11 protein-coding genes are annotated in these 12,723 nt (G+C 47.2%); 10 read left to right on the forward strand and 1 reads right to left on the reverse strand.

Annotation, left to right across the window (positions count from 1 at the left end; translation table 11 throughout):
• Positions 1-3: 3 nt before the first annotated feature.
• The 3 genes from MKY98_RS06305 (at position 4) to MKY98_RS06315 (ending at position 4,443) form a co-directional block, all read left to right on the forward strand.
• On the forward strand, positions 4-1,605 hold the full coding sequence (locus MKY98_RS06305) for a glycosyl hydrolase (protein WP_029516202.1): 1,602 nt from the start codon (positions 4-6) through the stop codon (positions 1,603-1,605).
• Positions 1,606-1,653: 48 nt separating this feature from the next.
• Positions 1,654-3,951, forward strand: coding sequence for a hypothetical protein (locus tag MKY98_RS06310; RefSeq protein ID WP_069012563.1), 2,298 nt, complete (start codon positions 1,654-1,656; stop codon positions 3,949-3,951).
• A gap of 309 nt (positions 3,952-4,260) precedes the next feature.
• Positions 4,261-4,443 (forward strand): hypothetical protein, encoded by a 183-nt coding sequence (locus MKY98_RS06315; RefSeq protein ID WP_069012564.1) that lies wholly within the window; start codon positions 4,261-4,263, stop codon positions 4,441-4,443.
• A 53-nt stretch (positions 4,444-4,496) separates the two neighbouring features.
• Here MKY98_RS06315 and MKY98_RS06320 read toward each other — a convergent pair whose 3' ends face one another.
• Complete coding sequence (locus tag MKY98_RS06320) at positions 4,497-4,865, reverse strand: helix-turn-helix domain-containing protein (RefSeq protein WP_025720479.1); 369 nt, start codon at positions 4,863-4,865, stop codon at positions 4,497-4,499.
• Between the two features lie 326 nt (positions 4,866-5,191).
• On the opposite strand from MKY98_RS06320, the gene MKY98_RS06325 reads away from it, so the two are divergent.
• From MKY98_RS06325 to MKY98_RS06355, 7 genes are all read left to right on the forward strand, one after another.
• Positions 5,192-5,941, forward strand: a complete 750-nt coding sequence (locus MKY98_RS06325; protein WP_029516205.1) for a YveK family protein — start codon at positions 5,192-5,194, stop codon at positions 5,939-5,941.
• Positions 5,922-6,608 carry a CpsD/CapB family tyrosine-protein kinase gene (locus tag MKY98_RS06330; protein ID WP_069012565.1) on the forward strand — a complete coding sequence of 229 codons (687 nt, stop codon included), beginning with the start codon at positions 5,922-5,924 and terminating at the stop codon, positions 6,606-6,608. Before MKY98_RS06325 ends, MKY98_RS06330 begins: the two co-directional genes overlap by 20 nt.
• 85 nt (positions 6,609-6,693) lie before the next feature.
• On the forward strand, positions 6,694-7,392 hold the full coding sequence (locus tag MKY98_RS06335) for a sugar transferase (RefSeq protein WP_029516207.1): 699 nt from the start codon (positions 6,694-6,696) through the stop codon (positions 7,390-7,392).
• Positions 7,393-7,428: 36 nt separating this feature from the next.
• On the forward strand, positions 7,429-8,367 hold the full coding sequence (gene fcl / locus MKY98_RS06340) for a GDP-L-fucose synthase (RefSeq protein ID WP_069012566.1): 939 nt from the start codon (positions 7,429-7,431) through the stop codon (positions 8,365-8,367).
• A gap of 21 nt (positions 8,368-8,388) precedes the next feature.
• Entirely contained in the window at positions 8,389-9,378 is a 990-nt protein-coding gene (gene gmd / locus MKY98_RS06345; protein WP_029516209.1) for a GDP-mannose 4,6-dehydratase, read from the forward strand.
• Between the two features lie 78 nt (positions 9,379-9,456).
• Positions 9,457-10,800 (forward strand): flippase, encoded by a 1,344-nt coding sequence (locus MKY98_RS06350; RefSeq protein ID WP_029516210.1) that lies wholly within the window; start codon positions 9,457-9,459, stop codon positions 10,798-10,800.
• Positions 10,787-12,049 (forward strand): hypothetical protein, encoded by a 1,263-nt coding sequence (locus MKY98_RS06355; protein WP_029516211.1) that lies wholly within the window; start codon positions 10,787-10,789, stop codon positions 12,047-12,049. The genes MKY98_RS06350 and MKY98_RS06355 overlap by 14 nt, the downstream gene beginning before the upstream one ends.
• The last annotated feature ends 674 nt before the right edge of the window (positions 12,050-12,723 follow it).

Raw genomic sequence — 12,723 nt, forward strand, 5'->3', positions numbered from 1 at the left:
AAAGTGAGATTCAATTTTATTCCTCTGTATCGACTGATACGTCATGTACTCCCCGTTGTTATACTTTTTTCATTGTTGCCCGTCGGTTTTGGTGATTCTCTGTCTGTGGCGAATGCCGCTTCATTACAACCTGTTAATTCGGACGCTTCTATTCAGGCCCGTGAACTATACAATTATTTACTCAACATCTCAGGGAAAAAAATAGTCACCGGTCAGCATGATTATTTGGAAAGTCCGGATGAATTAAGTAACAAGGTCCAAAAAATCAGTCAGGCATATGTAGGTGTACACGGCTATGAGATGGGAGCTATCTCTGGTCAATCTGACGCTACAGAAGCAGCGCAACGTAAAAATGTCGTCGATAGTGCTATCCGTTGGGACAGATCCGGTGGTATTGTGACGATGACTTTTCATGAAGCGCTACCAGGTAGGCCACTGACTTGGGCCAATGTACAGGCGAAAGTAAGTCAGACAGAGTTCAACAAATACGTGACCCCAGGTACTACGCAGTATAACCTCCTCATTGCCGATCTGGATAAGGTCGCTGTATCGTTAAAGCAGCTTCGTGATGCAGGGGTTCCGGTTTTGTGGAGACCTTACCACGAGATGAATGGCGACTGGTTCTGGTGGGGAAACAAAAATAATTTCAATCAGCTATGGAATATCATGTACGACCGTTTTACCAACACACATCAATTGAACAATCTGCTGTGGGTATGGAGTCCGAATGCGCCCAATTCGTATACTGTCCCGTACACCCCGAAATACCCGGGGGATGACAGAGTGGACATCTTGGCAGTAGATATCTACAACAATGATTTTAAGCAAAGTCATTACGAAGGTCTGCTTGGGCTGGCACGGAATAAGCCGATTGCCATTGGGGAGCACGGTGAGATGCCTAGTTCTGAGGTGTTGCAGGCTCAACCTAAATGGGTATATTCCATGACTTGGGGCAAGATGCTGACTGAGAATAACACAACAAATCAAATTCAGGATTATATGAATGATTCGAGGAGTTTGACGCGGGATGATGTGAAGAATGGATTGGAAACGATTCAACCACCTGGGACAGATATACCGACCTTACCGGACGAGGGACAAAGTGAGCCTATCCCGGCTCCGCCAGTAGTGATCGTTCCCCCAGCTCCGACTCCTCCTTCTGTTCCTGATGTGGTATATGTGAACGGGTTGCGTGGCGAATATTTTAACAATATGAATTTGAATGGAAGTCCTGTTTTGATCCGTACAGATAGCAAGCTGGACTACAACTGGCGTGCCAATGCAGCTGACCCTAAGGTGAATGCCGATCAGTTCTCGGTTCGCTGGACGGGTAAAATCAAACCGCAATATAGCGAGACCTATACGTTCACCACGATATCCGATGATGGTATCCGTGTATGGGTAGACGGCAAGTTGGTGATTGACAGCTGGTTCAAACAAAGCTGGACAGAGCGTAAAGGCAGTATGACTTTGGAAGCAGGCAAAATGGTAGATTTAAAAGTAGAATACTATGATGAAAAAGGCGACGCGATGGCACGTCTAATGTGGGAAAGTCAGCATGAAGCGAAAGCGGTGATTCCCGGAAACGCTTTGTTTCTTCCTTGATTAATACTCTTTCCCGGTCCAAAAATTTGAGGAGAGAGGGTCGATCATATGATAAAAAAATGGTTATCCCATAGGTATACAGGAGTTTTATCTGGACTACTAGCGATCGTAGCTATAGCGATGATCGCTTGGTTTATATACACGCCTTCAAGAAGCGCAGAATTGCAGACGGATAAAGTAGCAGCTGCCAGTCCAGTATGGAAGCTGGGGCAGAGGGATGACTCTTCAGCGGAATTCAAAGGTGTGGTCGGCAGGGATAATATCGACATTTCTACAGCAGCTGCCTCTACCGAATCATCTGCTAAAGGAGCAATGTCAGCGTTGTCGGTAGCAGAAGAGAGTACAACAGTTCCGGTATTGCTCAGCAGTGGAGATATTCCTCCCGGTTTGAATGCGTCCACGAACCCTGAACTGACACTCCAGTATAAGCTGAACCAGATACCTCCCAATGGTATGATATTCCGTGTTCGGATTTTGGATGCGGGCAAAGCAGTCCCGCAAATGGCTGTATTTTCAAATCATCAGCTGTCCGGTATTATTCAGATTGCCGGGGTATCCGGTACTGGGAGTACTTATAATTTCAAAAACAACTACGAGTTGTATATACCCAAAGAGCAATTGCAAAGCGGTGTTAACGTACTCAAGCTAAAGACAGCGCGCTGCCTATACTGCTCCTCTGCAGAAGATAAAAATGTGTGGTGGACTTGGGATGACTTGAGCTTGGAGACGTTAGCTTCACCTGCGACCGAACCGGTACACGGTAAATATATACTGACCGGAACAAATGTGAACAATAAAGAATTTTATTATGATCAGGGTGCAGTTAAGCATTTACCATACGTTCTCAAATGGCTGGGCATTGCTTATAGTGGCAACGTCATGAGGGTCACCTGTGCCAGTAATGTGGGTAAGGCATGTACAGACGTGGATGATTACTATCAAACGTTAAAGCAGTATAATATGCAATCGTCTGCTTTGTATTTATATACAGGTGATATTAAGCTGCAAAAAGATGGTTCTCTGCCAGAGACGGCCAAGCAAAAGTTGCGCGATTATGTAAAAAAATACGGTTCTTACCTTCAATATTATGAAGTAGATAACGAACCTGGATTATTTAATCGCTCCAAGGCGGTAAATCTGGCTGTGGCCAAGTGGTTGAATACAGAAGGCAAGCAATTGGCACCGCATCTCAAAACCGTAGCACCCGGCTGGGCCTATTGGCCAACGTACTCTACCAAGGCGTGCAAAAATCAAACCAGTGGTACGCAAAAATGCGGTGACCCAGATGGATGGGAACGGGACCCGGCACAACGTAAACAGCTGGAGGAAGTCACCGACCTGACTAACGGACACGCCTATGGTGAATCGTATAATGAAGAGGGCGGAGGCAGCTTCATTCAAAATTTGAAAACCTTCGGCGGTTCGAGCGACGGACTGGCGAAGAAGATGCTGAACACGGAGTTCGGTACCAATGATACGCATCGAGATAATCCAGATTACGGGGCTAGTCAGCCACAAGCAGCCGCATTCGACCGGATTATGCGTTCACAAATTGGGTTTGCCGATATGTTTATCCAGCACGCTGCTTTTTATAAAGATTATACGCTGTTTAAAACAGGCTTCGATCTGCAAAGTCATAACCCGGCCAACACAGAAATTTATCCGTTCGGGCAGGGACAGGACACTCGTGTTAAGATCATGAGACGCTTGAGTCTAGCCTATGCCACCCATGGGAAACCTCTGACTTATACAGTGCTGAATCCAGAGGATACCAAGGATAAAATGGTGTATGTGCGTGCGGTGGATACGTCCAAGCTTAAACCGCTGGCAGGTAGCGGCGCTACTTCAAACAAATTGCTGGTAAATCTAGTGAATTTCGAATCCACCACGCAGACCGTTCGTGTACGGGTGACAATGCCGAATGCCGGTTTGTACACGGGTGAACGTTTTGGAGCGGGTTCCACTTACAGTCAGGCACAGCGTTCCATATCAGGGCTCAAGGCTTCTCCTGCCCTTGATTTTGAAGAAAAGCTGGGCCCTGGCGAAGCGGTACAATATATTTTGGAATTAAAAAGTACAGATCAGACCGCAGCTTCAGCTCCAACAGGGGTGAAGGCTGCCTCTGTTCAGGATGGGGCGGTAGAGATTAATTGGCTTCAGGCAGAAGGCGTATCTTCCTATGATGTGCTGCGTGCTGACGGAACCGACGGGGCCTATCAGGTGATTGCCTCGCAAGTAGCGGGAAGCACGTATACAGACCGCACGGTAAAAGCCGGAAGCCACTATGTCTACAAAGTCCGAGCGACCGGAGGTACTCAGGTTTCCCAGGCAGCCGAGGCCGCTTAATCAGATCGGAATGCATATAGGACCTTAGAGTTCGAATACCTAACATCATTTCGAAATAAAACAAAAAAGAACCTATCAGGAGAAAATAGGACCTGACAGGTTCTTTTTTGTTGGAAAATCGTTCTGATTTGCCAATACTTTACGTATAATGAAGAAAAAAATAAGAAAATCCTTTTTTATTCTCGTCATAAGACGACAACATTGCAGGTGTGTATTCATATATAATAGTTTTGTTCACGACTATACATACAAGGTTTGTGGGAAATTTCTTTCCGGTGACCAAGAATAATAAAGTGAGGTTAGTGCTGAATGAACAAGGAGACAGAATTAGGGGGGAACAACCCTCTTTTTCAAAACAACGTACAGAAAGCAGGCAAAGCTGCCATCCACTTGGACATCCGGGACATTTTGCTCCAATGTGGGTTCACGATGCCAGAATGGCTAGAAAGCGACGCGGATGGAACCACATACCGGAAGGACAAGCGCGTGTAAATTCCAACGGCTGGTCTTACTTGAGCGAGACGTGAAGCAGTCGGCCGCTTTCTTTATTCCATCATTCGTTCCATTCGGACAAATGCAATAAAACGTTTGGCTTCTTCCTCAGACAAGGTGCGTCCATCAATGGTCAGGTTGAAACGTTGCAGAATATCCTCATCGGACAGTTCAAGCTGGTCCACAAATTCCCTCACATCTGAATCCAATATTGCCGCCGGATGGCTCGTACGTCCCACCAAGTAGTCAATCGTTACCCCGAAAATATCAGCGAGCTTGGTCAGGATCTCGAAATCTGGCTTGCGCCTATTTTTTTCATAGTGAGAAAGAGCTGCCCGCGTAATTCCGAGGGATTGTGCTAGTTCCTCTTGTTTTAATCCCTTATGTTCTCGTAATTCAGCGATGCGGGTGCCATAATTCATCCGTTTTTCCTCCTGAAGGCAAGGTTAAGAAAGGTAAAAAAGCAAGTTTACGCTTGACAAGATACGTTTTGTATCATAAATTAGTTATGTAAGTTACATAACGTATCTTTATTTAATAGTTTTCACTGATGTCTTCGTTTATATACCCTAAGAGGCCACCGATGATGAGCATTTTGTGCTTATTCGCTGGCTAGACCTTCTATGCGCTATTATACAACATTTTACTATAGATTAGAGGGTCATGCACCGTTCTTTTCCCCGTTATGCAGAGGATCAGTACAAGCGTTATTGCATCGAAAACAAGTCAATCAGGGAGGACTGGTCTTGTGCAGTTGAAAGAGTACATCCGTTTGATCCGTAAAAGAATGTGGTTGATTGGTAGCATCGTACTGCTAGTATGTACTGTAGTGGGCATAAAAAATATGTATTTTACCCCGCAGATTTATGAAGCTACCGCAAAGCTCATTATCAACCAGACGCCACGACCGGATCGTGCAGGTGTCGTCGATTACAGTGTAGTTCAAACGAATATAGCCTTAACGAACTCCTATAAGCAAATTATGATCTCCTCGGCGATTATGGATCAGGTGGTCGCCAGCTTCCCCGATCTTAAGGTCACTCCGTCAGCATTGGCGCAAAAATTAAGAGTGAACACCGCAGGTGATTCACAGGTTATGGATGTAACAATCCGCGATTTATCGTATACGAAGGCTGTGAAAACCGTCAATGCGGTAGCCAAAGTATTCAAACGGCAAATCCCCTCTATCATGAAAATGGACAATGTCACCATCCTAAGCGAAGCCAGTCTGAATGATCCAGCAGTTCCCGTGAACAGTAATGCCACTATACAGATATTTATTGCTTTTGCCACCTCTTTATTGTTGGGAATAGGCTTGGCGTTTCTGCTGGAGGTACTGGATGATACATTTAAGAATGAAGAGGATATTGAAATAGAACTCGGTCTGCCTACCCTAGCCCTGATTACGAAAATGAAAAAAGAAGATAAACGCTCTGACAGCTCCACTACAACTCCTAAACAGGTAGGTGAAGGGCAATATGCCGCGATTAATCAATAATCAGCTCGTTACATCCCTACATGCTCAGTCTTCCGTTTCGGAGGAGTACCGCATGCTTCGCACTAACATCCAGTTTTCTTCTATAGACGAGCCGATTGAGGTTATGATGGTGGCGTCCGCTCAGGCGGGTGAAGGCAGAACGGTCACAATTAGCAATTTGGCTGTAACCTATGCGCAAGAGGGGAAAAAGGTGCTGATTATGGATATGGATCTGCGCCGTTCCTCCTTGCACCATATGTTTGGTTTGCGTAATCATACAGGGCTGACACGGGTGCTTGCCAATCAACAGGCATGGCAGGATGTGGTTCAAGAAACCGGGATTGACCATCTGCATGCAATTACAGCCGGACCGAACCCGCCCAATCCGTCCGAGATGCTCAGTTCTCGCAGAATGAATGCTCTGCTAGTTGAGCTGAAAGAACATTATGACGTGATCCTAATGGATACACCGCCGTTGCTGTCCTTTCCGGATGGCTTCATTATAAGCGCCATGTGTGACGGAGTCATTCTGGTGGTGCAGGCAGGGAAGGTCAAAAAGGATGTCGTCAAGAAAGCAAAAGCGAATTTGGAAAGAGTAAAGGCACGCATTCTGGGCGTAGTACTTAATAATGTGAAGCGTTCGAATACCCGTGCCGAGCGGGGGATGGAGGAACGCAATCTGACATGAATAAAAAGGAGGAAAATGAGAGTATATAAAATTCTTTTAACAATGTATAAATAATACTTATTAATAAGGAGCGAGGTGATGAGACGTGTCTTCTTCCCGCTCGAATGAGGTCGAAGTGCGGGGTGCGTCAGTGGATGTTTATTCGGTCGCTCATGGGCTTGAACGGCGGCAAGGATGGAACGTATACCCGTTTGTGAAGCGAAGCATGGACATTATATTGTCTTTCATTGGAATCATCGTGCTATGCCCGGTATTTCTGCTTGTCATTTTGCTGATTAAGCTGGAGGACCCCAAAGGAAGTGCAATATTTTATCAAGTACGTATTGGAAAAAATGAGCGGCCGTTTCGCATGATCAAATTCCGTTCCATGGTGTCTGATGCCGAAGCCAGATTATCTGCACTGCTGGTGGAAAATGAAATTGAGGGTGCGATGTTCAAAATGCGGGACGATCCCCGAATTACCCGTGTGGGTCGCTTTCTTCGCAGAACGAGCATCGACGAGTTGCCACAACTGTTCAATGTACTGCGTGGGCAGATGAGTCTGGTAGGACCCAGACCCCCATTGCCAAGAGAGGTCCATGATTACACAGTGAGGGATAAGCTGCGTCTGACGGTTACACCGGGCTGCACTGGTTTATGGCAGATCAGCGGCCGTAATCATCTAAGCTTTAACCAGATGGTAGAACTGGATTTGGAGTACATATCCAGACGCAGTTTCCGCACAGATATGATTATTATGCTGAAAACATTTCGTGTGCTGCTAGGCTCCAAGGATGCGTATTAAAGTCTTTCATTTTCACGAAGAAGGTAGGGGATAAGTATGGATCTTCATTCCAACATATATGTAGCAGGGCATCACGGACTGGTGGGTTCCGCTATTGTCCGAGCGCTTCAGGAAGCGGGTTACCGTCATATTATTACTCGCACAAGCCGTGAGCTGGATCTACGTAATAAAGAGGCAGTAGATCATTTTTTTGAAACAGAGCCTGTGGATTATGTATTTTTGGCAGCGGCCAAGGTTGGTGGGATTTTGGCGAATAACGAATATCCGGCTGATTTTATCCGTGACAATCTGCTTATACAAACAAATGTGATTGATGCGGCATACCGGGCAAATGTAAGTAAGCTATTATTCCTAGGTTCTACCTGTATCTATCCTAAATTTGCTCCGCAGCCGTTACGGGAAGAATATCTGCTCACGGGTGAACTGGAGCCTACTAATGAGGCCTATGCGATTGCTAAAATTGCCGGGATTAAAATGTGTCAGTCTTACAACCGTCAGTATGGAACCCGGTTTATTTCTGTGATGCCGACGAATTTATACGGTCCGGGCGACAATTTTGATCTCCAGACTTCTCATGTGTTGCCTGCGCTCATCCGCAAGTTTCATGAAGCCAAGCTGAATCAATCTCCGACTGTAGAAGTATGGGGTTCTGGTACGCCGCGGCGAGAATTTCTTCATTCTGATGATTTGGCTGAGGCCTGTCTATTCCTAATGAACAATTATGAGGGAAATGAAATTGTAAATATCGGCGTAGGTGAGGATATCTCCATTCGTGAGCTGGCTGAGCGAGTGAAGAATGTAGTCGGCTATGAGGGAGAAATTACCTTTAACACCTCCGCTCCTGATGGAACGCCGCGTAAGTTGGTAGATGTATCCCGAATTTCCGGGCTGGGCTGGTCGGCGCGTATTTCACTAGAAGAGGGATTAAAGTCTGTGTATCAGGCATTTCAAGGTCTGGATCTGGTTGAACAATAAAAAAACGGTGGGGGAATTGGAATGAAAAAAGCGCTGATCACAGGAATTACCGGGCAAGACGGGTCCTATCTGGCTGAATTGCTGCTATCCAAAGATTATGAGGTGTACGGGATGCGCAGACGAACCAGCACACCGAACTTTGAAAATGTAGCGCATATCCAGAATGACATCCACTGGCTTTCCGGTGATATGACCGATCTGGCTTCATTGATTGAAGCCGTTCGGCAGTCCGACCCGGATGAGGTCTACAACTTGGCTGCTCAATCCTTCGTAGCGGCCTCATGGCCGCAGCCGTTGGCTACAGGGCAGATTACAGCATTATCTGTCACCAATATGCTGGAGGCGGTTCGAATTGCCAAACCGGAAGCGCGCTTTTACCAAGCGTCAAGCAGCGAGATGTTTGGTAAGGTGCTGGAGACACCGCAGACAGAAACGACCCCGTTCTACCCACGTAGTCCCTACGGTGTTGCCAAAGTGTACGGCCATTGGATTACAGTGAACTATCGTGAAAGCTTTGATATGTTTGCTTGCTCTGGCATTCTGTTCAATCACGAATCCCCACGTCGAGGATTGGAATTTGTAACGCGTAAAGTGTCGGATGCGGTAGCTCGTATCAAGCTGGGGTTGCAGCAAGAGCTGCGCATGGGAAATTTGGATTCACTGCGAGACTGGGGTTTTGCAGGGGATTATGTAAAGGCGATGTGGCTGATGCTTCAGCAGGATCAACCGGATGATTACGTCATTTCCACGGGAGAAATGCATTCTGTGCGTGAACTGCTGCAAATTGCCTTTTCCCATGTAGGTTTAAATTATGAGGATTACGTCGTGATCGATCCTCAATTTGTCCGTCCGGCAGAGGTAGATCTATTACTCGGCGATTGTGCCAAGGCGAAAGAAAAGCTGGGCTGGCGATTGGAAGTAGGCTTCGAGCAGCTCATTCGTATGATGGTGGATACAGACTTGGAGCGGGTAAAAAGGCAGGCTGCAGTTGAAGCTTCTGTCGTCGTGTAAGAGATGGAGAGGCCATCCGCCTGAGCGGGGGGTCTCTTCGCTGTACGCAAGGTCATTTTTCAAGATGGAGTAAAACCTATGACATTAGTCGAAAAACGCGCCAAACCGCGCAGAAGTTTGCTGGTGAATACATCCTGGCTGTTCGGTGACAAAATGATTCGCATGGTGTTCGGCCTGGCAGTCAGCATCATCATGGCGAGAGTGTTGGGACCAGAGGAACTGGGAAAGTGGAATTATGCGGAATCCTTTTTCGGGATGTTTCTGATTTTTACGACCCTTGGCTTTGATTCTATATTAGTACGCGATCTTGTCAAAGACCCCAAGGATGAGCATGAGCTATTGGGTACGGCGGTTCTGTTGAAATTGTTAGGTACTCTGATAGCCATTGTACTGTCCTATTCCTTCATTTCACTACTCAGACCGGAAGACAGTTCGGTGCGGTTGATCAATCTGATCTTGGCTACGGCCTCGGTATTTCAATTGTTTGATATCATCGACTACTGGTTTCGTGCGCAGATGCTGTCCAAATACACGGTTGTTGCCAAGAATACCGCTTTTGTTCTCGGCTCCACTGTCAAAATCATTCTGTTGTTATCGGGTGTTCCGATATGGATGGTGGCGTTGTGTGCTCATGGAGAGTTTCTGTTGGGAAGCCTACTGCTGCTGTATTTCTTCCGTAAGGAAGGACGACGCGTGAACCAATGGACGTTCCGTTTAGCCACAGCTCGGCGAATCATGAATCACAGCTGGCCGCTTATACTGTCATCCTCCGCTGTATATGTACAGGCACGGATCGACCAAGTCATTATCGGTGAACTGCTGGGAAACGCTGCGGTTGGGCAATACTCCGTTGCACTCCGACTCATCGAAGTGTTGGGCTTCATTCCGGTCGTTCTGACAACGGCTTATGCTCCGGTGGTGACGCGTTCCAAGCAGAAAGGAAGCGACGAGTACAGACAGACATTGTCCAAGGTGTATCGGCTGATGTTTATATGCTTTCTTGTGACCTCGATACCTTTATTTTTTCTATCCCAATGGGTAGTGGTTGTGCTGTATGGGAGAGAATTTACCGAAGCAGGTTCGCTGTTGTCTCTATTCGCGATTCGTCTGTTTTTCACCAACTTCAGTGTTGCTAAAAGCTTGTTTATTACCAATGAAAATTTGTTCAGATACACGCTGCTGACCTCGGTGGTGGGGGCGGTCACGAATATCGCTTTCAATTACGCGCTAATCCCGTTGCTTGGTGTCCGAGGGTCGTTAGTGGCGACGATTTTGTCCTTTACGATATCTGTATTTCTATTAGATTTGTTGTTTAAGGAAGTTAAATCTAATTTGGGTTGGATGATGAAGTCCATCCTGACCTTCTGGCGTGTTCATATTACAGTACCGAAAGTTGGAGAGAACAATCATGATACCCATTAAACCGTTTGTTCGGCATGAGGAACAGTGCCCGCATTGTGGAGGTAAGGTACGTGGTGGAGAGGTGCTGTGGCAGGGAATCCATGTATGTGTCAGCACTGTGTGTGAGGGGTGCGGACGCGAGTATCTTGAGGACATGAGGGTCGGTCATGCCACGTATTCACCTTATCGTGTAGAAATGCCTGACTATATTCTGACCGGTGATGCGAAGTCGAGAAAATGGCTCGGAGAACCTTTGCGACAATCGTTGATGAATCCTTCCTATGACTTAGCAGTCGGCATGACCGTGCATAAAATGAAAGCTTCTACACGTGTAATCATCGTCAACACAATGGATTATTTGTATGGTCATGCTTTGCTCAAGCTGCTCAATGTGCAACGCGAATACGAGCAATCGCCGGACCTGGGCATCATCGTCATTGTGCAAAAGTCGCTGGAGTGGATGGTGCCAGCATATGTGTCTGAAATTTGGACGGTTGATGTGCCGTTCAGCAGGGCACGAAACTTTTATCCTGTACTACATCATCGGATGATTGAGGAACTGATGCGTTTTGATGAGGTGTATGTCAGCCCGGCGTATTCACATCCCAATCAGTTTGATATTGAGCAGTTTACAGGTGTCTCCCGTTATAACGAGGATCGTGAACCGGAGCCGCGCATTACCTTCGTATGGAGGGAAGACCGCTTGTGGAGCGGCAGCCATCATATCGCAAGAGCGGTACAGAAATTTCCGCAGCTCAAACGTGGGCTAAAACCGCTAATTTATCATCAGCGCAGTAAAATCATACGGCTGTTCCGCAGGCTGAGAGAAAGCTTCCCGGATCATCGCTTTACAGTCGCTGGACTTGGGCGTACCGGGAGCTTCCCGGCATGGATTTCTGATGAGCGTGTCACACGCTTCGACCGGGAAAGTGAGCTGCGGGTCTGCAAGGTATATGCAGCCAGCCGATTAGTGATCGGCATCCACGGCTCTAATATGCTGCTGCCCTCTGCGCATGCCGGTATGACCATTGATTTGATGCCCAAGGACCGATGGGGGAATTACGCTCAGGATATTTTATTTCACGAAACCGACCATCGGCTTACAGCCTACAAATACCGCTTTGTGCCGATGGAATCGAGTGTAACTCTAGTGGCAGATATGGCAGCTGCCCAGCTCAAAGGGGCAGATCATTTTAATATGCAGATGACGGAGGAGAGGCAACGGGAACATTCAAGTTGGAGGGGGGAGGCCGCTTCGGGACGGATTTGATCCTGGAGCGACTTTTGTGGATGGAAGTCCGCTGCGGGACGGATTTGATCTTCCGATCGCTGTTGACGAGGGATTCCCTAGATTGAATAGGCCCTGTAAAAGGGCGGAATCCCTCGTCAAAGGCGAACGCTGCCGCTTCTCCAGATTCAAATCCTTACCCTCCGCTACCCACCGCCGCCAAAAAGAATTTCCCCCAGCCTATTGGGTGGGGAAGGTAAAAGCCGCCTGGTGATAGCTTCGCCCTATCGCCTAGAACTTCTATGCCGGGCATGCATCCCGGCGTAATTAATGTTCTGTACAGTTCTCTGTCAGGGTGACAGGGTCCGGTGGATAACAATCTGGACAGGCGACAGTCTAGCCATAGTTAAGGCATCTTGGTCAGCTAGCGGTAGTAGTTCCATGTTGTTTTGTGAGCTTGCCATAACCGTACCAAGCTCACAAGCTGTTCGACGAGGTCAGCGCCCTGCATGCATTTGCTCGCGTATCCACGCAGCGAGGGCACTTCATACCCAGCATTCCCTTTTTTTAAATGGGGTGACTTTATGGACACGGTGGTCAGCAGCGGAGCGGTCCATTTGAATCTGAAGAAGCGCTAGCGTTCGCCTTTGCAGTGGGATTCCTACCTCGGAATGTTTTATATATCCAGGAATCCCACTGCAACAGCGATCGGAAGA

This window comes from Paenibacillus sp. FSL M8-0228 (genome assembly GCF_038007385.1).
Taxonomy (GTDB): domain Bacteria; phylum Bacillota; class Bacilli; order Paenibacillales; family Paenibacillaceae; genus Paenibacillus; species Paenibacillus polymyxa_D.